At 63.6% G+C, this 20,866-nt stretch carries 14 protein-coding genes; 7 read left to right on the top strand and 7 right to left on the bottom strand.

Going from position 1 to position 20,866, the window contains the following annotated elements; genetic code table 11:
* Positions 1–21 precede the first annotated feature (21 nt).
* Positions 22–2,211: a TonB-dependent siderophore receptor gene (locus ACJ8IM_RS20220; RefSeq protein ID WP_033653138.1), complete on the bottom strand. Its 2,190-nt coding sequence runs from the start codon at positions 2,209–2,211 to the stop codon at positions 22–24.
* Positions 2,212–2,411: 200 nt separating this feature from the next.
* Here ACJ8IM_RS20220 and fes point away from each other — a divergent pair, with 200 nt between their 5' ends.
* The 4 genes from fes to entS are packed head-to-tail and all read left to right on the top strand — an operon-like array spanning position 2,412 to position 13,880.
* A complete protein-coding gene (gene fes, locus ACJ8IM_RS20215) occupies positions 2,412–3,719 on the top strand; it encodes an enterochelin esterase (protein WP_225369026.1) in 1,308 nt (435 codons plus the stop codon).
* 30 nt (positions 3,720–3,749) lie between these two features.
* Entirely contained in the window at positions 3,750–3,974 is a 225-nt protein-coding gene (locus tag ACJ8IM_RS20210) for an MbtH family protein (protein WP_033638494.1), read from the top strand.
* A gap of 51 nt (positions 3,975–4,025) precedes the next feature.
* Complete coding sequence (locus tag ACJ8IM_RS20205) at positions 4,026–12,536, top strand: non-ribosomal peptide synthetase (protein ID WP_230116448.1); 8,511 nt, start codon at positions 4,026–4,028, stop codon at positions 12,534–12,536.
* A gap of 60 nt (positions 12,537–12,596) precedes the next feature.
* Entirely contained in the window at positions 12,597–13,880 is a 1,284-nt protein-coding gene (gene entS, locus ACJ8IM_RS20200; protein WP_033653142.1) for an enterobactin transporter EntS, read from the top strand.
* Positions 13,881–13,884: 4 nt separating this feature from the next.
* On the opposite strand, the gene ACJ8IM_RS20195 is transcribed toward entS, so the two are convergent.
* On the bottom strand, positions 13,885–14,244 hold the full coding sequence (locus ACJ8IM_RS20195; RefSeq protein ID WP_025302868.1) for a winged helix-turn-helix transcriptional regulator: 360 nt from the start codon (positions 14,242–14,244) through the stop codon (positions 13,885–13,887).
* Positions 14,245–14,348: 104 nt separating this feature from the next.
* Between ACJ8IM_RS20195 and ACJ8IM_RS20190 the strand changes: the two genes are divergently transcribed.
* The gene (locus ACJ8IM_RS20190; RefSeq protein WP_033653143.1) at positions 14,349–14,903 is read left to right on the top strand and encodes an NAD(P)H-dependent oxidoreductase; all 555 of its coding nucleotides are present in this window, start codon (positions 14,349–14,351) and stop codon (positions 14,901–14,903) included.
* Between the two features lie 37 nt (positions 14,904–14,940).
* On the opposite strand, the gene ACJ8IM_RS20185 is transcribed toward ACJ8IM_RS20190, so the two are convergent.
* Positions 14,941–15,717, bottom strand: coding sequence for an NAD(P)H-dependent oxidoreductase (locus ACJ8IM_RS20185; RefSeq protein ID WP_033653144.1), 777 nt, complete (start codon positions 15,715–15,717; stop codon positions 14,941–14,943).
* 84 nt (positions 15,718–15,801) lie between these two features.
* On the opposite strand from ACJ8IM_RS20185, the gene ACJ8IM_RS20180 reads away from it, so the two are divergent.
* The gene (locus ACJ8IM_RS20180; protein ID WP_101455607.1) at positions 15,802–16,695 is read left to right on the top strand and encodes a LysR family transcriptional regulator; all 894 of its coding nucleotides are present in this window, start codon (positions 15,802–15,804) and stop codon (positions 16,693–16,695) included.
* Between the two features lie 13 nt (positions 16,696–16,708).
* Here ACJ8IM_RS20180 and ACJ8IM_RS20175 read toward each other — a convergent pair whose 3' ends face one another.
* The 4 genes from ACJ8IM_RS20175 to ACJ8IM_RS20160 all read right to left on the bottom strand — a co-directional run bounded on the left by ACJ8IM_RS20175 (position 16,709) and on the right by ACJ8IM_RS20160 (position 20,285).
* Positions 16,709–17,188 carry a GNAT family N-acetyltransferase gene (locus ACJ8IM_RS20175; protein WP_033653147.1) on the bottom strand — a complete coding sequence of 160 codons (480 nt, stop codon included), beginning with the start codon at positions 17,186–17,188 and terminating at the stop codon, positions 16,709–16,711.
* 110 nt (positions 17,189–17,298) lie between these two features.
* Positions 17,299–17,460, bottom strand: coding sequence for a hypothetical protein (locus ACJ8IM_RS20170; protein ID WP_016927696.1), 162 nt, complete (start codon positions 17,458–17,460; stop codon positions 17,299–17,301).
* 141 nt (positions 17,461–17,601) lie between these two features.
* Complete coding sequence (locus tag ACJ8IM_RS20165) at positions 17,602–19,620, bottom strand: TonB-dependent copper receptor (protein ID WP_324294176.1); 2,019 nt, start codon at positions 19,618–19,620, stop codon at positions 17,602–17,604.
* A gap of 278 nt (positions 19,621–19,898) precedes the next feature.
* Positions 19,899–20,285: a DUF2946 domain-containing protein gene (locus ACJ8IM_RS20160; protein WP_229601686.1), complete on the bottom strand. Its 387-nt coding sequence runs from the start codon at positions 20,283–20,285 to the stop codon at positions 19,899–19,901.
* A 340-nt stretch (positions 20,286–20,625) separates the two neighbouring features.
* Here ACJ8IM_RS20160 and ACJ8IM_RS20155 point away from each other — a divergent pair, with 340 nt between their 5' ends.
* Positions 20,626–20,856, top strand: a complete 231-nt coding sequence (locus tag ACJ8IM_RS20155; protein WP_033653148.1) for a hypothetical protein — start codon at positions 20,626–20,628, stop codon at positions 20,854–20,856.
* The last annotated feature ends 10 nt before the right edge of the window (positions 20,857–20,866 follow it).

Here is a 20,866-nt window from a genome sequence, read left to right as displayed (position 1 = left end):
GGCGCTGGCCGCCCATTTTCGTTACCAGCGGTAGTTGACCGAAGCGATGATGCTGCGGCCGCTGCCATAGAAACAGGCGTACTCGCCGCTGCAGGATGAAACGTATTTCTTGTCCGTCAGGTTCTGCACGTTGAGCTGGAGAGCCGCACCGCGCAGCGCAGACGAGGCCTGGCCAAGGTCATATTTCACCATGGCGTCGTACAGCGTGTAGTGCGACACATCGTACTGGCCGATGGCGTCGGCCGGCGCATCGCCGATGTAACGCACGCCGCTGCCGACGGTCAGGCCGTTCAGCGCGCCGCTCAGGAAGCTGTAGCTGCCCCAGGCGGAAGCGGCGTGGCGCGGGATGCCCGCCGGGCTGTGGCCGATTTCGTCCGCCGAGTTGGAGTCTTTGGTCACCACGTCGGTGTAGGTATAGGCGGCGGTCAGCTTGATCTCCGGCGTCGGCTGGGCATGTACTTCCGCCTCAATCCCTTTGGATTTCACCTCGCCGATCTGCTCGTAGGCGGAGGTGAGACGGTTGTAAGACGCCACATTACGCTGGGTAATGTCGAACCAGGAGAGGGTCAGCAGGGTGTTGCCGCCCGGGATCTGGTACTTCACGCCCACCTCGGTTTGTTTGCCGGTGGTCGGCTTGAGCGGATCGGCGCCCGGCGCGCTCGGGTACAGGTTAGGATCGAACGAAGTGCTGTAGCTGACATACGGCGAAATGCCGTTGTCGAAGGCGTAAAGCAGGCCCGCACGGCCGGTGAACTGGGCGTCGTTGTAGGTCTGCTCCTTGCCGCCGCTGGTGCGATCGCGGGTGTTGACCTGCGACCAGTCCTGACGGCCGGACAGCAGCAGGTTCCAGTTATTCCACTCCAGCTGGTCCTGCAGATACACCCCGACCTGATTCAGCGTCTTCAAATCGCTGGAAGCCAGCGCCAGCGTGCTGCCATCGATACTGGGGCGAACCGGGTTGGCCCAGTCGATCGGGTAGTCGTTGCCGCGATCGCGATACATCTTCGAATCGATATGGCTGTAGCGGTAATCCAACCCGCCCAGCACCGTGTGCTTCACCTCGCCGGTGTCGAACAGCCCCTTCAGCTGGTTATCCACGCCAAACTCGTTGGTCATCTGCGTTTCATGCTGCGCCATGCGGGTGACGGTGTGGTCGTTGACCTTCGAGTTTACGTTATAAACCAGATATTTATAGTCTTCATCGCGGTGGGTGAAGCGCAGGTTCTGGGTAAACGACAGCGCATCGCTGAAGTTATGCTCGAGGCTGTAGCCGATCGACGCCTGCTCGCGCCGCGATCTGTTGAAGCTGGGTTCGCTGATGTTGAAGTCATAGGGCACATAGCCCGCGCTGGTCGAGAACAGCGTGCCGGCGCGCGGCAGGAAGTTGCGCGACCCGGCTTTCGGATCGTTCTGGTAGCTGGTCAGCAACGTAAAGCTGGTGTCTTCGTTCGGCAGCCAGGTGAAGGCCGGCGCGATGGCCACCCGTTGCTGCTTGCTGTCTTTGACGAACTCATGCTCGGTTCTGGCGATACCGTTCAGGCGATAAAACAGGGTGTTGTCGTCGTTGAGTTTGCCGCCGAAATCGAACGCCGTTTCCGCCAGATGGCGGTTGCCGGTGCTGAATTTGACTTCGTGAATGCTCTGGGCGGTAGGGCGCTTGCTGGTCATCACCACCACGCCGCCGGGGCTGACCTGGCCGTACAGCACGCCGGCCGGGCCATGCACCATCTCCACGCGCTCCAGCAGCCAGGGATCGATCTGCCCGGCGCCGCCGTTTTGGCTCGAGAGGCCAAAGTGCAGGCCGTCGAGCAGCTTGGGCGCATAGCGGAAGCCGCGGCTGATCACTTCGTCATTGCGGTTGGAGTTACCGCGGTAGGTGGTGATCACTCCGCTGGTGTAGTTCAGCGCGTCGGCGACCGACGCCGGTTCCTGGTCGTTCATTTGCTCGCGCGTGACCACCGAGATGGACTGCGGCGTTTTGCGCAGAGCGGCGGCGGTCTTGGTGCCGGCGGCGCTCTCTTTGGCGACGATCCCTTTGACCGGCGCGGTCACGCTGTTTTGCGCGTCGGCGGTCACCAAAATCGTCTCATCCGCCGCGGCGGACGCGTGTGGCGCGAAGGGCAGTAAGGCCAGCGCCGAGCCCAGCAACAACCGCTTGGCGGCCGTCGCCTCCGCATTAGAATTGTTTATCCCTTTGTTTTTAATCTTCATTCTCTCTCCTGCATACCTGCGTTGTGTGTCATGCAACCCTGATAAACCCCGAAATATCGGCGAGCGGTCTTTACCCGTCGATGCGGAAACGCCGTGTGCGCACGACGGTAAAAATCCGACAAATAGTATTGAAAACGATAATGAGTATCAATACGATTGTCAGGTTTTGTAAAAATCACTCATGTTATGTAAGGGGCGCTATGGAGTTTTTGCCGGAAAAGAGGCCAGACAACAGTCATGAGGGATTGGCGGCGCAGTGGCTGCGTGAAGAGGCGGCAGGGCAGCCAGAGTGGTGGCAGAAGGTGGCCTCTCACGGCACGCCCATCGTCGAGCCGCACGATGACCGCCACGTCAAAATGACCTGGCTATGGCGCGATCCTGCCGGCGATGAGCGGCGCTCGCCGATTCGCCGCGTTTATGCCGATATCAACGGCATAACCGATCACCACAGCACGTCCCCCAGTAGCCTGACCAGGCTGCCCGGCACCGACGTTTGGTACGGCGCGGCCGTTATCGATCGCCGCTGGCGCGGCAGCTACAGTCTGATCCCCGTCACAGACCGGGATCTTCCTCCCGTCTTCAGCGACGACGAAACGCTGCGCGATCGCCAGCAGCGCGCCTGGTGGATTTCGCTGTTTCCACTGGCGATCGCCGATCCGTTGAATCGCCTCTCGCTGGGGCCGTCTCATCGCCCGCGCCCGGTTTCCCTGGCCCAGGGGCCGGATGCCGACGACCAAAGCGCCTGGCAGGCCGCCGATCGGCCGCTGGACGAGGCGCGGCTACAGCGTTTTCAGTGGCACAGCGAACGGCTCGGCACGCAGCGGCGCGTCTGGCTGTATGCCAGCGGCGACGCGGCGGTGAAAGCGAATCGCCCGCTGGTGTTATTGCTCGACGGCCAAAACTGGATCGAAAGGCACGCGCTGCTGCCGGTGATCGAGAACGAAACCGCAACAGGGCGGCTGCCGCCCGCATGCTGGCTGCTGATCGATGCGATCGACGGCGAACACCGGGAAAACGAGCTGCCCTGCAACGCCGCCTTCTGGCAGGCAATCATCGATGAGCTGTTGCCGCAGGCGCAGAAGCGCGAAGCGTTCAGCGAGGAAGGGGCGCGCACCGTCGTCGCCGGCCAGAGCTACGGCGGGCTGGCGGCGTTATATGCCGGCCTGCATTGGCCGGCGCGCTTCGGCCACGTGCTGAGCCAGTCCGGCTCCTTCTGGTGGCCTACGGTGCAATTCGTTACCCAATTCGAAAAACGCCACGAACTGGAGGAAGGCTGGCTGATACGCCAGGTTCGGCAACGCGACGCGGCGGCGCCAGCGCTCAACGTGATCCAACAGGCCGGCGATCGGGAGGCGGATATCGAATTCGTCAATCGCCAGATGCACGAGGCGCTGACGGCGGCGGGGCACCGCGCCGACTACCGCGTGTTTTCCGGCGGACATGACGCGCTCTGCTGGCGCGGCGGCCTGGTGGACGGCGTACGCCAGCTGCTTTCCGGGATGGAATAACCCACACATTTTGACAGACAGGTAATGAAAATGACTCAGGAACAACAAAACCCGTTCGATGACGAAAGCCTCCGTTTCACCGTTTTGGTCAACGCGCAGCAGCAGTATTCGCTGTGGCCGCAGTTTGCCGACGCGCCGCAGGGGTGGCGCGTGCTGATGGGGCCGGCGTCGCGCGGCGAATGCATCGACTACATCGAAACGCACTGGCAGGACATGCGGCCGGCGGCCTTGAAAGCGGCGGATGCGGCGCGTTAAGCGCCAGACAGCCACATCGATACATTCCGTTTGAGGAAAAGGACAGACACCATGTCAGAAACGCTTTCTTTGCCGGATACTCAGGTCGAGTATCGGGATTATCCGCTGGTTGCGGCGCAACCGGGGATCTGGATCGCCGACCAAATCGCGCTGCGGCGCAACGGCTTCGCGGTGGCGCACTACACCGAACTGCACGGCGCTATCGACCGCTCGGCGCTGGAGCGCGCGATCCGTCAGGGGCTGGCCGAAGCGGATACGGTTCAGGCGCAGTTCTTTGAGGCGCAGGACGGCCAGCCGGTGCAGCGTTTGCCGCTGAACGCCGATCCTGAGCGCGTGCAGGCGCCGGAGTGGTTCGATTTCAGCGCGCGGCCGGACGCCGAACAGGCGGCGCTGGCGCTGATGAACGACGATCTGGCGCAGGATCTGCCGGCGGACGGCGAGCGGCCGCTCTATCGCCATGCGGTGATCCGCGTCAGCGTCGATCGCTGGTTCTGGTATCAGCGCTTTCATCATTTGACCCTGGACGGTTTCAGCTTCGAAGCCATCACCCGTCGGATCGCCGATATTTATCGCGCGCTGCGCCACGGGCTGGCGCCGGCGGCCTCGCCGTTTACCCCGTTCGGCAAGGTGGTGGAAGAGTTTCAGCAATGGCAAACCTCGCCCGCACGTGAGCGGGCGGCCGAATTCTGGCGCCAGCATTTGCGCGATTTGCCGTCGCCGCTGTCATTATCGACGGAGAGTCGGGAGGTTGAAGCGGGCGCCCGGCCGCTCAAACAGGCGCTGGTGCTGCCTGAATCGCTGTTTGACGAAGCGCTGCGCGATGGCGCGCTGCAGTCGCTGCAGCCGGCCGATATCGTCACGGCGGCGCTGGCGCTGTATCTGGCGCGCATGAGCGGCGAAACCCGCTTCTCAGTCGGTTTTCCTTTCATGCGCCGGATGGGATCGCAGGCGCTGGCGGCGGTCGGCCCGGTGGTCAACGTGCTGCCGCTGCTGCTGAACGTGACGCCGGAGATGTCGCTGGCGGATGTCTGCCTGGCCACTGTGGCACAGATCAAGCAGGCGCGCCGCCATCAACGCTATGAGGCGGAGCAGATCAAACGCGATCTCGGCCTGGTCGGCGGCCATCAGGAACTGTACGGGCCGGTGGTCAACGTCAAGGTCTACCACAGCGCCTTGTCGTTCGACGGTCAGGCGGCCACCACCCATACGCTGGCGATGGGGCCGGTCGACGACCTGGAGTTCGAGATCGGTTTTCGAAGCGGCGTATTGACGCTGTCTTTGGTCGCCAACCCGGCCAAATACTCGCCGCGCACCTTGCAGCACCACGCCGAGCGCATCGGCCATTGGCTGCAGCAGTTGGCGCGGCAGCCGCACCAGCCGAACGGTCAACTGGCGTTGATCGGCGTGGGGGAACTCAGACAACTCGCGGCCTGGGGGCGCGGCGCTGAGCTGACGCCGCCGGCGGGCATGGTTTCGATCATGGATGCGTTCCAGCGCCAGGTTGAGCGTCAGCCCGAGGCGTTGGCGGTGTCCTGCGGCGACGTGCGCCTCAGCTACCGGCAGCTCTCCGAACGGGTGATGCAGCTGGGGCGAGTGCTGATCGAAAGCGGCATCGGCGCCGAAGACGTGGTCGCCATCGGCATTCCACGCTCGGTGGACACGCTGGTCGCGCTGTTCGGCGTGCTGGCCAGCGGCGCGGCCTATATGCCGCTCGATCTGGACTATCCGCGTGAGCGCCTGGCGCTGATGTGCGACGACGCGCGGCCGGTGATGTTGCTGACCCACAGTGACACGCGAGCCAACATGCCGGATCTGCCGCAGGTATTGTGCCTGGACGACGCCCCGTGCCTGGCGCGCTGCGCGGCCGCCGCGGCCACGCCGATAACGGACGACGAACGGCGTGTGCCCCTGAACGAGGCGCATCTCGCCTACATGATTTACACCTCCGGTTCGACCGGCAAACCCAAGGGCGTGATGTCCACGCACCGCGGGCTGCTGAACCTGTTCCTGTCGCACCAGGCTTCTCTGTTCGGCCCGGCGATCGAAAAATTCGAGGCCCGCCACGCGCGCCGCTTGCGCGCCGGCCATACCGCCTCGTTCTCTTTCGACTCCTCCTGGGAACCGCTGTTCTGCATGATGATGGGCAGTGAACTGGTTATCTTCGATGAGGAGCTGCGCCGCGACCCCTGGGCGCTGTTGGAACAGACCCAGCAGACGCCGATCGATCTGCTGGACATCACGCCGTCGTTCTTCTCGCAACTGGTGGACTGCGGTCTGCTGAAAGGGCAGTTCCCGCTGCCGTCGTTCGTGATGATCGGCGGCGAGGCGGCGACGCCGACGCTGTGGAACCTGATGCAGCAGCATCCGGAGGTGGAGATCCACAACTATTACGGCCCGTCCGAATACACCGTCGATACCCTCGGCGCGCCGGTCACGGCCGCAGACCAGCCGGTGATCGGCCGTCCCCTCGCCAATACCTCAGTCTGGTTGCTCGACAGCCGCCTGCAGCCGGTGCCGATCGGCGCGGCGGGTGAGCTGTACATTTCCGGCAAGGGCATCGCGCGCGGTTACCTGCGGCGCCCGGATCTGACGGCGGCGCGCTTTGTCGCCAACCCGTTCGCCGAAGGCGAGGTGATGTACCGCAGCGGCGACCTGATGCGCTGGAGCGCGGAGGGCCAGCTGGTATTCATTGGCCGGACCGATCACCAAATCAAGGTGCGCGGCTTCCGCGTCGAGCTGGGTGAGGTGGAAAGCGCCTTGGCCGCCTTGCCGGACGTGGGGCGAGCGGTAGTGATCGCCGAACCGATCGGCGCCACCTATCGCCTGATTGGCTACTGCTCGGTGCAGGATGACGCGCGTCGCGCCTCGCCGGCGCTGCAAAGCGAGCTGCTGGGGCAGTTGGCGCAGCGTCTGCCGGATTATATGGTGCCGGCGATCCTGGTGGTAATGCCGGAGCTGCCGCTGAACGTCAACGGCAAGATTGACCGCCAGGCGCTGCCCAAACCGCAGGAAACGCTGGCGCAAAGCATTCGCGAACCGGCCACCGAGCAGGAGAGGCTGATTTGCCGCGCGATGGCCCAACTGTTGGGAATGGAGCGCGTCGGCGCAGACGACGATTTCTTCGCGCTCGGCGGCGACAGCATCTCGGCGATGGGGCTGGGCACCGCCCTGCGGCGCAAAGGCTATCTGCTGCGGCCGCGCGAGATCTTCGCGCTGCACACCCCCGCGCGCATGGCGCAGGCGATGCAGCCGCTGGCCGTTGGCTCTCAGACCGCACGCAGCGTGCGACAAGGCCCGATCGACGGGCTGCCGATCCTGCACTGGTTCGCCGAGACGGGCGATATGCATCGCCGCTTCGCGCACGGCGTTTTCCTGCGCGTGCCCGCCGAGCTGCAACCGGAACAGCTGCGTTATGCGTTGGCACAGCTGCGCGCGGCGCACCCGGCGCTGAGCGCCAGGATCCGCGACGGCCAGTTGGTGGTCGAGGAAGCCGCTACCGCTGAGTTCATGCAGGTACAGGCCGTATCCGGCGAACTGGAGCTAGCGGCGGAACAGGCGTTTGATGCCGCACTCGAGCAGCTCGATCCGGCGGCCGGCGCCATGATGCAGGCGATCCTGTTGCAGCGTGACGGGCAGAGCCTGGGGCTGGTGCTGGCGATCCACCACCTGGTGGTTGACGGCGTTTCCTGGCGCATCCTGCTCGACGAGCTGCGGCAAGTGGCCGACAGCGCCATGCAGGGGCAGCCGATCACGCTGCCGCCGGAGGAAACCTCGCTCTATGAATGGTCCGCGCGTTTACGGGCCGACGTCGAACGCCGCGAAGCCGAGCTGCCGTTCTGGCGGCAGATGCTGGCGGACGGCGTGCCGCGTTTGGGGCGGCGCGCGCTGGAACCGCAGACCGATCGCATCGCCTCGGTGAGCGAACGGCGCACGCTGCTCGACAGCCGGCTGACCGCCGCGCTGCTCGGCACATTGCCGCAGAACTATCGCGCCCAGGTTGAAGAGATCATGCTGTGCGCGCTGGCTCAGGCCTGCCGTCGTCAGTTCCAGGCCGCTTCGCTGCGTTTCTCTCTGGAGTCGCACGGCCGCGCCGAACTGGACGACGGCCTCGATCTGGCCCGCACCGTCGGCTGGCTGACGGCGGAGTACCCGCTGCGCATCGAACTGCATGACGCCGAGCATAATGAGGCGGTGCGCGCGGTGAAACGGGCGACGCGCGCGGTGGCCGATCGCGGCGTCGGCTATGGCCAGCTGCGTTATCTGCATCCGCAGCGTGACGATCTGGCGGCGCTGGCGCAGCGCAACGCCCCGGAGATTTTATTCAACTACCTTGGGCGTTTCAGCCAGGATGAGGCGCACTGGACGCCGCAGCGCAGCCAGACCCGCTTCCGCGACGCCTTCGCCGTGGCGCAGGATGCGCAGCAGGCGCCGTCTTACGGGCTGGAAGTGAATATCTTTGTCGAGGAGCGGCGCGACGGCGCCTGCCTGGCGATTAACTGGAGCTGGCTGGAGGCAATGTTCAGCGAGAGCGACATTGCGCAGCTGCACAGCGGCATCGAGCACGCCGTGCGTTCACTGTGCGAGTTTGCCGAACGGCATCCCGAACGCGCGGCGGCGACGTTGGTGGCGGCCGAAATCGCCCAGCCGGGCGTCGATGATGAAGCGGTGCGCGCCTGGGAGCGGGAGTGCGGGCCGTTAGCCGCGGCGCTGCCGCTGTTGCCGCTGCAACACGGCCTGCTGTTCCATGCGCAGACGGCGCAGCAGGGCGGCAGCTACAACTCGCTGACGCGCCTGAGCCTCTGCGGCGAACTGGACGCGCATCAACTTCAGCAGGCGCTGAATGCAGTGATCCGCCGCCATCCGCAGCTGGCCGCCCGATTCAACCGCGAGGGTGAGCCGTTGCAGCTGATCCCGCAGGAAAGCCATTGGCCGCTGGACAGCCACGCGCTGCCGCCGCTGGCCGAAGAACAGGAGGTGCAGGCACTGCACCGGCTGGAGCAGCAGGAACTGCAGCGCGATCTGTTCAACCAGCCGGGCGCGATGCTGCATGCATTGTTGGTCAAACACGGGGATAGCGAACGCTACACGCTGTTCCTTAACGCGCATCACCTGATCGTCGACGGCTGGTCGACGCCGGTGGTGCTCAACGATCTGATGCTGGCCCTGCGTGAAGGCGAGCAGGCGTTGCCGCCGCTGCGTTCGAACTATGCCGATATCGTGCGCCGCCTGACCGCGCGGGATGCCGAAGCTTCGCGCCGCCTCTGGCGCCAGACGCTGCAGGACGTGCGGCCGACGTTGCTGTTCGGTGAAGCGCAGGACGATCGCGTGCACGAGCTGGAGATGACGCTGCCGCCGGCCGAGGAAAGGCGCTTGCTGACCCTGTGTCGCGAACGCGGGTTGACGCTCAATACCGTGATGCAGGGCATTTGGGCATTGCAGTTGGCCAGCTGTTGCGGCCAGCAGGACGTGGTGTTCGGCTCGCCGGTTTCCGGCCGCTTTGGCCAGATAGAAGGGGTCGAGGAACACGTTGGTCTGTTCAGCAACACGCTGCCGGTGCGGGTGCGTCTGCAGCACGATCGTTCGCTGACGGAACAGCTGACCGAGCTGCAGCACCGGCAGATTGAACTGCTGGAGCACGACGATTTGGGGTTGGGTGAAATTCAGCACCTGGCCGGGGCGGGCACGCTGTTCGATACGCTGTTGGTGGTGGAGAACTACCCGGACAACGACGCTCTGCTGGGCGGCGCAGGGTCGCTGCGCTGCGACGCCATCCGCAACAAAGGCTATACCCACTATCCGCTGACGCTGCTGGTGCTGCCGGGCGAGCGTCTGCGCCTGCTGATGGAGTACCGCGCCTCGGTGCCGCAGCCTGAGCGCTTCGCCGCGCGGCTGATGGCGCTGTTGCAGCAGTGGATCGCCCAACCGGATTTGCCGCTGCCGCGCTGGCAGTTGCAAACCCCGCAGGAGCAGGCGCTGATCGCGGCGGTCAACCGCACCGGGCAGGCGGTGGCGGACACCACCTTGCATCAGGCGATCGCCGATCAAGCGCGGCGCACGCCGGAACGCATCGCGCTGCAGGATGCCGGGCACAGCCTCAGCTACCGTGACATGCAGCGCCAGGCCGCGCTGCTGGCCGAGCGGCTGACGGCGGCCGGCATTCAGCCGGGGGATATCGTCGCGGTTGCGTTGCCGCGCTCCGTGCGCCTCAGCCTGGCGCTGACGGCGATTGTGCAGACCGGCGCCGCCTGGCTGCCGCTGGACACCGGCTACCCGGACGAGCGGCTGGCCTACATGGTGGAGGACGCCAAGCCGCGGCTGATTATCACCGAGAGCGCGTTGGATGCCCGCTTTGCCGCGCTGGCGCCGACGCTGCTGTTCGATGCGCTGGACGACTGCGGGCGCGAACCGCCTGCGCGCCTGCCGGCGGGGAACGGCGATTATCCCGCCTACGTGCTGTATACCTCCGGCTCTACCGGGCGGCCGAAAGGCGTGGTGGTAAACCACCGGGCGATCGTCAACCGCCTGTTCTGGATGCAGCACGAGTATGCGCTCGATGCGCAGGACGTGGTATTGCAGAAAACGCCGTGCAGCTTCGACGTTTCCGTCTGGGAATTCTTCTGGCCGCTGATGGTCGGCGCGCGCCTGGTGATGGCGCCGCCGGAGGCGCACCGCGATCCGCAGGCGCTGACGACGTTGATCGACGACTATGGCGTGACCACGCTGCATTTCGTTCCGTCCATGTTGGCTATCTGGGTGGAGGCGCTGAACGAGCGGGCGCCACAGCGCGCCGCCGCCAGCCTGAAACGCGTGTTCTGCAGCGGTGAGGCGCTGTCGTGTGAACTGGCTTCCCGCTATCAGGCGTTGGTTACCGCGCCGCTGCACAACCTGTATGGCCCGACGGAGGCGGCGGTCGATGTCACCTACCAACCGGCGTCCGGCGCGGCATTGGCGGCGGTGAGCGGCGCCGGCGTGCCGATCGGCAAACCGGTCTGGAACACCCAGTTGAGCATTCTCGACGCGATGCTGCGGCCGGTGCCCGTCGGCTGCGCCGGCGATCTTTACCTGCGCGGCATTCAGCTGGCCGATGGCTATCTGCATCGGCCGGGGCTGACGGCGCAGCGGTTTGTCGCCGATCCCGCCGGCAACGGCGCGCGCATGTATCGCACCGGCGATATCGCCCGCTGGCTGGAAGACGGCAGCGTCGAGTATTTGGGGCGCAGCGACGATCAGCTGAAGATCCGCGGCCAGCGCATCGAGCTGGGGGAAATCGAGCAGGCGCTGCTGGCGCAGCCGGGGGTAGCGCAAGCGGCGGTGCACGCCATCGAACTGGGCGAGGGCGCGACGGGGCTTGGCGGCGCCGATATGCGCCAGCTGGTCGCCTGGCTGATCGCCCAACCGGGCGTGACGTTGGATACCGCCGTACTGCATCAGGCGCTGGAGCAGCGTTTGCCGGCGCACATGATGCCGGTCAGCTATGTCATGACCGACAGCTTCCCGCTCAGCGCCAGCGGCAAGCTGGATCGCAAGGCGTTGCCGCGGCCGCAGCTGAGCCACCAAAGTGGCCGCATGCCGCAGAGCGACAGCGAACGCCTGCTGGCGGCGCTGTTCGGGGAACTGTTGGGGCGCGAGACGGTGTATGCCGACGACGACTTCTTCGCGCTGGGCGGCCATTCGCTGCTGGCGATGCGTCTGGCGGCGGAGCTGCGTCGCCGCGTGCCTCGGCCATTGAGCGTCGGGCAGATCATGTTCGCCCGCAGCCTGGAGAAGATGGCGCACCTGCTCGATGACGCGCAGGCGGCCAACTCGGCCGAGAGCCGCGGCGTCGGCGAATGCCTGCAGCTGCGGGCCGGCCAAGGCCCGGCGCTGTTCTGCCTGCACCCGGCTTCCGGTTTCGCCTGGCAGTACTCGGGGCTGAGCCGTTATCTGCCGGGCAGCTACCCCATCATCGGCCTGCAGTCGCCAAGACCGGACGGCGCCATCGCCACCTGTGAGGATATCGAGCAGATGGTCGATCGTCATCTCGCCAATCTGCGCCGCCTGCAGCCGCAGGGGCCTTACTACCTGCTGGGCTATTCGCTCGGCGGCACGCTGGCGCACTCGATGGCCGCGCGCCTGCAGCAGCAGGGCGAAGAGGTGGCGTTCCTCGGCATGCTGGATACCTATCCGCCGGAAGGCCAGGATTGGACCGGCCCCAGCGAGGAGGAGGCGCAGAAAGAGGTGGCGCAGGAGCAGGCCGAGTTTATGGCGGAAGATCATGGCGATCCGGCGCTGATGGCGGAGAAGGCGGCAATGTTCGACAGCATCGTCGCCAACTACCGCGACGCGGTGCGCATTCTGTCCCAGGCGCGCAGCCGGCGTTTCCACGGCACGGCGACGCTGTTTGTCGCCGACCAGACGCTGCCGCCGGAGATGGATATCGACGCCGTGTGGGCGCCGTATCTGGATGGGCTGATCTGCCATCACCAGCGCTGCGAACACGCGGACATTCTGTCGCCGGCTTCGCTGGAGACGCTCGGGCCGCTGTTGCATTCGTTGCTGACGCAGCAATACGGGTTGGTATAACGCAACCGGGCCGGGGGGCGTGCGTCCCGGCCCGTACTAAAACATGATATGCAGGACACTATGGCCAGACCTTCTTTTTTTCTTGATTTCAGTTTGCTGAGAAGCAATGCGCATTTCCGCGCGATTTTCTGCGCCCGCATGCTGTCGGTGTTTTCCCTCGGCATGTTGGCGGTGGGGGTGCCGATTCAGATCCAGGCGATGACCGGCTCCACGTTGCAGGTGGGCGTGGCGGTGGCGCTGGACGGGGTGGGCATGTTTATCGGCCTGATGCTGGGCGGCGTGCTCGCCGATCGCTACGATCGCCGCAAGTTGATCCTGTTCGCGCGCGGCACCTGCGGGCTGGGCTTTGTCGCCCTGAGTCTGAACGCCTTCGCCCCGGCGCCTTCGCTGTGGGCGCTCTACCTGCTGGCGGCCTGGGACGGCTTCTTCGGGGCGCTGGGCATGACGGCGCTGATGGCGGTGATCCCGCTGCTGGTCGGGCGCGAAAACCTGGCGGCGGCGGGGGCCTTGAGCATGGTGACGGTGCGCATCGGCGCGATCCTGGCGCCGGCGCTGGGCGGGATTATCATCGTGTTCGGCGGCGTGGGGCTGGCGTTCGCCGTGGCCGCCGCCGGGACGCTGGGCACCCTTGTCCCACTGGTGCGCCTGCCGACGCTGTTGCCGCAGCAGCAGGAGCCGGAACACCCGCTGCGCGCGCTCGCCAGCGGCTTCCAGTTTGTCTGGCGCAATAAGGTGGTGGGGTCGGTGGTGCTGCTGGGAATGCTGATGAGCATCGTCGGCGCCGTCCGGGTGCTGTTCCCGGCGCTGGCGCAGGACGCTTACCACGTCGGCGCGTCCTCAATTGGCCTGATGTATTCCGCGGTGCCGCTCGGCGCGATGCTGGGCGCGCTGACCAGCGGCTGGGTGGGGCGATACGCTCGGCCCGGCGTGCTGATCCTGGTCGCCGCCATCGTCGCGTTTACCGCTATCGCTTCGCTGGGGCTATTCAGCCACCTGGCGCCGGCGCTGTTGGCGCTGGTGTGCTACGGCTATGCCAACGCCATCGCTTCACTCCTGCAGTTCATGCTGATCCAGAGCAATACGCCGGATCATCTGCTGGGGCGGGTGAACAGCCTCGGCACCGCGCAGGACGTAACCGGCGATTCGATCGGCGCACTGGGGCTCGGCGTACTGGGCAGGATCTTTACCCCGTTGATGAGCGTGCTATCGTTTGGCGCATTCGCCGCTGTGCTCGGCGTGCTGGTGGCCTTCAGCGTGCGCACGCTGCGCCAGTGCCGGCCGGCGGACGCGTTGGTCGAGCACGATGAGCCCGCGCCGGCAACCTCGGCGGCAGCGGACAACTAACCCCTCACGGCACCGGCTGTTCCGGCCGGTGCTGTTCCCCCCAGTTGCACATCATGTCGATCACCGGGATCAGCGAACGCCCGCGTTCGGACAGGCTGTACTCCACCTTGGGCGGGATCTGCGGATATTCCTTTCTCACCACCAGGCGATCTTTTTCCAGCTCTTTCAGCGTCGAACTCAGCGTTTTGTAGGAAATGGTGCCGATGCAGCGCTGCAGCTCGTTGAACCGCAATACCGGCTTATACAACGCCAGCCAGTAGAGAATAATCATTTTATATTTGCCGTTGATCACCGACAGCGTATAGCCATAGCCGGTGTCTTCGAGGCTGATGCCCGTTGGGCTGCAGTGGGATTCGGCGGTCATTGAGTGCTTTCTCCAGGGTAAGTATGTGTCGTGAGTGTGCGTATTTTACATTGTTCCAGCATAACCTATGATGCGCCGGTAGACACTTGACTGGAGAAATCGATATGAAAACCCTGGTGGTGGTGACCCATCCCGATATGGCGAACTCGGTGGTCAATAAACGCTGGCTGGAGGAGCTGCGGCGCTATCCGGAGCGGTATACCGTGCACGAACTGCATCAGGCCTACCCGGACTGGCAGATCGACGTCGCCCACGAGCAGCGGCTGATCGAAGCCCATGACAACATCGTGCTGCAGTTCCCGATTTTCTGGTTCAGCAGCCCGCCGCTGCTGAAAAAATGGCTGGACGACGTGCTGACCTACGGCTGGGCCTACGGTTCTCGCAGCGGCTACAAGATGCAAAACAAGAAGCTGGCGTTGGCGGTCACGGCGGGGGTGCGCGCAGAGGATTATGCGCGCGACGGGCGCTATCGCTACTCGCTGGAGGAAATCTTCCGGCCGTTTGAAGTCACTGCCGGTTACGTGCGGGCCGACTATGCCTCGTTCTTCGCCTTTTACGGTAGGGAGGCCGCTTCGGACGGCACGGTGGAACCGCTGCAATCCCACGAATTGGATCGCAGCGCGCAAGGCTATCAGGCATTTCTCGCCGCCCTGAATTAACGGCACGCCCCGGATGCGCCAGGGCGTGCGCATCCGGCTACTCGATGTGAACGCCGAAACCGTCTTGCCCCGGCGCGAGATGCGCTTTCAAAGTCAGCTGCGGGATCAGATAGTCACCGGCGTTCTGCCGCCGGAAGCGGATTGGCTCGGCGTTCCACAGATTATCCAGCCGCTGCCCGAGCTGCTCGCACAGGGCGGCAAAGCGTGCCTCATCGGTTTTGCCGGCGCGGTAGGTGACGAACGGCGGCAGTACCTCGAAGCCTGGGTAGTGCAGCATGCCGTGCTGGATCGGGAACAGGATATCGTCGATCGGCCCGTTGATGCCGCGCGGGGCGTAATGGGACTCCCAGCCGCCGGCGGTAACGATCAGCATCGCCCGTTTGCCCGCTAGCGTACCCTCGCCGTAACGGTCACCCCAATGGGTATCGGAATGCTCACCCACGCCGTAGGCAAAACCGTAAGCATAGACACGCTCCACCCAGCCTTTCAGGATCGCCGGCATCGAGAACCACCACAGAGGAAACTGCAGCAGCACCGCGTCCGCCCAACGCAATTTTTGCTGTTCCCGTTCGATATCAGCGCTCTGCATGCCGTTGGCGAACGCGCGCTGCGAATCCAGCGAAGGATCGAAACGAGCAGTTGCCGGGCCTTCCAGACTGTCGTCGGCGTCGAGCGCCGCTTTCCACTTCATGGCGTACAGGTCGGACACTTGTACCTGATGGCCGGCCTGCGTCAGGCGTTCAACGGCGAAATTTTTCAGTGAACCGGTCAGCGACAGCGGCTCCGGGTGGGCGTAAACAATCAGCACATTCATAACAGCTCTCCTTGGTGTGAGAGCTGCAGGTTAGGGTGTTAGTCGGTATATTAGAAATGAATTACCGTTATCCCAGGTATAACTATGAATAATTTAAGACGGCTGGATCTCAACCTGCTGGTGACGCTCGACGCGCTGCTGGCGGAGCACAACGTCACACGCGCGGCACAGCGGCTCAATTTCTCCCAGCCGGCGGTCAGCGTGCATCTCGCCAAACTGCGGGCGATCTTTGACGATCCGCTGCTATTGCCCGGCCCGCGCGGCATGCGCCCGACCGCCAGAGCGGAACAGCTGCGGGCACCGTTACGCCAGGCATTGGCGGCGCTCGAGTTGGCGATAACGCCGGCGACGCCGTTCGATCCCGCCGTGGCGACCGATACCTGGCGCGTGGCCGCCTTTGACTACGGTGAATCCACCATCGTGCTGCCGGCGCTGAACGGTTTGCGCACGGCGGCGCCCGGCACCCGGCTGGCGGTGCTGGAGATCGCCCCGGCGCGCCTCGCCAAACGGATGGAGCAAGGGGAGATCGACCTGGCGTTTCATACCCGAGAAGGGGCGCCATCCGGCCTGCGGCAGCGCACGCTGTTTAGCGAACGCTATGTGCTGGTGGGCCGGGTCGGCCACCCCAAGCTGCATGCCAGGCTGACGCCGGCGCAATTTTGCCAATTGGAGCAGGTGATGGTCTCGCCGGACGGCGGCGGGTTCTATGGCATGACCGACCGGGCGTTGGCAGACGTGGGGCTGACGCGGCGCGTGGTGCTTTCCGTGCCGCATTTTCTGTTCGTTATCTCGGTGCTGACGCAGTCCGATTTGGTGGCGATGCTGCCGGAGCGGCTGGTGCGCAACCAGCCTTTATTGCAACGGCTTGAGCCGCCGCTGGCGGTGCCGGGCTTTGAAATGACCATGCTGTGGCACGAACGATCGCACCGCGATCCCGCTCACCGGTGGCTGCGCGAACATATCGTGCGGTCAGTGTGAGCGGGTTGGCAGATTAAACGGAGAAGCGCTTTTTGATTCTGTCGACCGGCGTGCCATCGCTGAGCGGCACCTGCGGCAAACGATCGTAATCACGAAAGCCCATTTTGTGATAGTAGGCGAGGCCACCGACGTTATCCGCCCGAATGGTGGCGTTGATGTGCTTGAAACCGTGAGACTTCGCCGCCGCTAATGTGGCAGGGAACAACGCACTGCCGACGCCACGCACCTTCGGCGACAGGCGGGAAAAGGTGGCAATATCTGCGGTATCGGGTGGCAGGGCATCATCTGCGCTCAGCGCCTGGAAGCCCACCAACAGCCCATCTACCTCCGCGACCTGGCAGCTCAGCGCATTGCTGCCGCTGATGAACCATTCGCTGAATTCGGCGGGGGTGAGGGGCGTTTCTATCGCCGTCGTGCCGCCGGCGCCGATCACGTCATTCAATAACTGCGTCAGGGCTTCAGCGTCTTGCGGGGTTACCGTTCTGATCTTCATTGCGTTGCTATCTCCTATGATGAATCGGCTGGAACCATCGAAAGAAGATAGACGCAGGCGCCCGATAATGAAATATCGGAACGTGCTGGACAAAAAGACAGTGAGGGGAATTACATGAACAGGAAGCGGTCGGCCAGCGGAACCCCACGTTCGAGACGCGGTGGCAGCGCGTCGTCGCGATCGTCAGGCTGAGCAGCCTGCGGCGCGGCGTCTTCGGCTTTTTCGATCATCAGCTCGCCGAGCAGGGCCAGAAAACGAGTGATCTTTTGCATATTCCCTCCGGATCCTTGATTACATTGAGAGTGATACTAATCGCCGCTCAACCGAATGGGAAAAACTTAAAACTCATATCCTAAGAACCGGATCGCATATCGCCTGACCGGGCGACGGTGGCCCATCGCCCGGTGTACGGTTTAGAAGGTAACGTTAACCTTGGCCCACAGGGTGCGGCCCGGTTCATTCACCGCGCTGTTGGCCGAGTACCCGAAGGCGCTGTTGCCCGCCAGGTTGAGGTGCTCGCTGTAGGTCTTGTTCAGGATGTTATCCAGACCAGCGCTCAGCTTGACGTTTTTATTCACCTTGTAGGCGGCGTTGGCGGAAAGCACGCCGAAGCCGGCGCTTTCGGCAAAGTCTTTGCCCACCACGTTGCCTTCGTTGATCGCCACGCGGTGTTGGCTGCTGACCAGACGCCACAGGCCGGTGCCGCTCCAGTCGCCGTACTCATAGGTCAGCCCCAAGCGCGCCTCCAGCGGCGGGATCTGCGGCAGCGGGCGGCCATCGCTGGTGTTTTTGCCCCAGGAGTAGGCCAGGCTGGCGTCGGTTTTCCAGTGCTCGCTCAGCTGATAACCCATGCCCATTTCGCCGCCCATGATGTTGGCGTTGACGTTATCGGCCTGGCTGAGGCGCGCGTTGTGCGGATCGTATTTGAACAGGATGAAATCATCGACGCGGCCTACATAAGCGGAGACCCAGCCGTTGAAGCGTTTGCCGTTGTACTGCGCGCCGATGTCGAGCTGCGTGGTTTTCTCGCTCTTGACGCTGGAGAACGGATCCTTGCTGCCGTTCGGGCCAAGCTTCGGCGAGAACAGCTCCCAGTAATCCGGGAAGCGCTCGGTATAACCGACGCCGGCATACAGCATCAGCGGCAGGTCGGCCAGCGTATGCTCCAGGCGCATAAAGCCGCTCGGCAGGGTGTCCGAACGTTTCCCAGCGCTGGCGCTGCGGAAATTCTCCACCAGGGTGCGGTCGAGGCGCGCGCCGCCGATCAGTTTATCCTGTTCGCTGGTGGACCAGGTCAGTTCACTGAAGGCGCCGTAGCTGTTGAACTGGGCGTCTTTTTCCCAGCTGCCGCGGTTCATGCTGCGGTGGGTGTTGGTTTGGGTGTCCAGGCCGCTTTCAAGCTTCACGTCCTGCCACTGCCAGGTGCCCATCACGCGGCCGCCGACGGTGCGGCGATCGAGCTGCATCGTCATGCCGGAGGACATCATGTGCCCGCCGTGGCCGCCCATCCCCATGCTCATGCCGCCATGCCCCCCGTGCCCAGCCATGCCACCGCTGCCCGGCGAGCGCAGGGTGACGTTGTCCATCACGTGGTTGGCGTAGTTGTAGTAGACCTGCGCTTCCAGCTTATCCAGCACGTCGCCGATGTTGGATTTCTCCACCCGCATGCCCAGGCTTTCGCGTTTGAACTGCGAACCGTCCATGCTGCGGCCGGCATAGCGCGCTTCGCCGTTGCCGCGGCCCATAGTTACTTCCAGCAGCGTGTCGTTGTCCGGCGTCCAGCCGAGCGCCAGATCGCCGTTCCACTTGTCCCAGCGCGATGGCACGCGCGTATTCGTGCCGTCCTGATAGTCGTTGGAACGGGATTTGTTGGCCATCACCCGCAGGTAGCCTTGTTCGGCGCCGAGGCTGGCGTCGATGTTCTCGTCCCAGCGGCCGTTGGAGCCGGTCAGCACGCTGGCGTTGCCCTTGATACCCGGCTTGTCGAAGCGCGGGCGTTCACGCTCGAAACGCACCGTGCCCGCCGACGATCCCGGCCCCCACAGCACCGTCTGCGGCCCCTTGGTAATGGTCAACAGATCGAAGCTTTCCGGCGAGATGTAAGAGGTCGGTGCATCCATCCGCGCTGGGCAGGCGCCCAGCATTTCCGAACCGTCGGTGAGGATCTTCAACCGAGAGCCGAACATGCCGCGGAACACCGGGTCGCCGTTGGTGCCGCCGTTGCGGATCTGCGAAAAGCCGGGGATGGTTTTCAGGTAGTCCGAACCGTCGCTGGCCGGCACCGGCTGGCGTGGGGTTTTCGGCGAGGTGACGATGGTCAGCGGGGAGTAGAGCGGCGCGGTGACGGTGATCACGTCGCCATCATTAACCTGTGCGCCGGCAGGGTGTTGATGCGCCTGCGCCGCGTGGCCGGCCAGCAGAAACAGCGGCATGGCGGTGGTAATGGCGCGGGTGACGGCGTTCTTTTTATAAGTCGGTTTAAACATCATCTTTCCTTAAGCTAACTTTTTCCGTGCTTGGCCGAGGGATTATTCAGGCGTGGGGCAGCCTGGCGAAAATCACCATCGGAAAATACGGGGGTTAATTCCATCAACCTGGAAATAACCGGATTAATAATGTCGTCTCGATGATTAACCGTTGGGCGAATTAATTCCGCCGGGTTGAAACGATCAACGGCAATACAGAGAACGGCAATGGGCTTATTGTTAAATCAGAGGAAAGAGATGGGGGGCGCGCGCGGCTGTAATTCGGTGTGAACAACGTGGGCAAACAGAGGGACGAGATAGTGGATCGGCGGCGGGCGCGAAGCCAGCGACTGGGACCAGAACAGCGGGCCGTGGCTCACGTCCAGCAGCGGCGCGTGCAACAACAGCACGCAGTAGCCGCAGGCGCTGTCGTCCATCATCATCGCCATGTTGTGATGGCCGCCGCCGTGCTGCATCAGCGGCTGTGAGGCTTTCTCAGGCTCAGGCGGCGGCGAGTGCATCCCGTGATGCATCGGCATATCCATGCCGCAATCCGCCATGACGGTCGTTCCAGCACTTCCGGCGCGCACATGCTCCAGGGATCGCGAGACCACCGGCGCAATGAACAACATCAGAATGGCAAACACCCCTAACCAGGCGGCGGCCCGATTTCGCGATGCAGAGCGCTGAATTAACGACACAATCAACCTAAAAAAAGGGTTAACACAGGGTAGGGAATTGTACTGGTTTATGTCGAAATGTTAAAACCTTTTATTTCTGGCCAACGATCTGTTGATGAAAATGAGATCAAAACAGTGATTCAAATTTAAGCGAAATTATATGCAAAGCGGCCAAGGGATACGCAGCCAGTTATAAATTCCAAAGATATGTCGAGAATGGAACCCGCAAAAATATACTCAATAACAAGGGCGTGTTAGGCTTTTATTTTTCGCTTGATAAGGGGAAGCAACGATGGATTTGACCACTCAGGACGCACTGGACTGGCTTAATGACGGTATTGAAACGCTCAAAACCGGTGAGATCAACCGTTACAGTGCAGAGGGCTACGCGCGGGGGTATGAGCTCGGTTTTCTGTACGGAACCTTGCGCACCTTACTGGCCACGCAAAAAATTACCCGTGAAGAGTACGATAAGTTACACAGTACACTGAGCCATACCCGCCACGCTTGCATGCGAGAATGACAAGCTGGCT

The sequence above is a fragment of the Serratia sp. CY33525 genome, from assembly GCF_052169115.1.
In the GTDB taxonomy this organism is placed as follows: Bacteria; Pseudomonadota; Gammaproteobacteria; order Enterobacterales; family Enterobacteriaceae; genus Serratia; species Serratia sarumanii.
This window is presented reverse-complemented; position numbering and strand designations above follow the sequence as displayed.

Excerpts from the sequence above, each read along its gene's own strand:
- ACJ8IM_RS20220 (WP_033653138.1), bottom strand. The coding sequence starts at position 2,211 with ATGAAGATTAAAAACAAAGGGATAAACAATTCTAATGCGGAGGCGACG.
- fes (WP_225369026.1), top strand. The coding sequence starts at position 2,412 with ATGGAGTTTTTGCCGGAAAAGAGGCCAGACAACAGTCATGAGGGATTG.
- ACJ8IM_RS20210 (WP_033638494.1), top strand. The coding sequence starts at position 3,750 with ATGACTCAGGAACAACAAAACCCGTTCGATGACGAAAGCCTCCGTTTC.
- ACJ8IM_RS20205 (WP_230116448.1), top strand. The coding sequence starts at position 4,026 with ATGTCAGAAACGCTTTCTTTGCCGGATACTCAGGTCGAGTATCGGGAT.
- entS (WP_033653142.1), top strand. The coding sequence starts at position 12,597 with ATGGCCAGACCTTCTTTTTTTCTTGATTTCAGTTTGCTGAGAAGCAAT.
- ACJ8IM_RS20195 (WP_025302868.1), bottom strand. The coding sequence starts at position 14,244 with ATGACCGCCGAATCCCACTGCAGCCCAACGGGCATCAGCCTCGAAGAC.
- ACJ8IM_RS20190 (WP_033653143.1), top strand. The coding sequence starts at position 14,349 with ATGAAAACCCTGGTGGTGGTGACCCATCCCGATATGGCGAACTCGGTG.
- ACJ8IM_RS20185 (WP_033653144.1), bottom strand. The coding sequence starts at position 15,717 with ATGAATGTGCTGATTGTTTACGCCCACCCGGAGCCGCTGTCGCTGACC.
- ACJ8IM_RS20180 (WP_101455607.1), top strand. The coding sequence starts at position 15,802 with ATGAATAATTTAAGACGGCTGGATCTCAACCTGCTGGTGACGCTCGAC.
- ACJ8IM_RS20175 (WP_033653147.1), bottom strand. The coding sequence starts at position 17,188 with ATGAAGATCAGAACGGTAACCCCGCAAGACGCTGAAGCCCTGACGCAG.
- ACJ8IM_RS20170 (WP_016927696.1), bottom strand. The coding sequence starts at position 17,460 with ATGCAAAAGATCACTCGTTTTCTGGCCCTGCTCGGCGAGCTGATGATC.
- ACJ8IM_RS20165 (WP_324294176.1), bottom strand. The coding sequence starts at position 19,620 with ATGCCGCTGTTTCTGCTGGCCGGCCACGCGGCGCAGGCGCATCAACAC.
- ACJ8IM_RS20160 (WP_229601686.1), bottom strand. The coding sequence starts at position 20,285 with ATGTTGTTCATTGCGCCGGTGGTCTCGCGATCCCTGGAGCATGTGCGC.
- ACJ8IM_RS20155 (WP_033653148.1), top strand. The coding sequence starts at position 20,626 with ATGGATTTGACCACTCAGGACGCACTGGACTGGCTTAATGACGGTATT.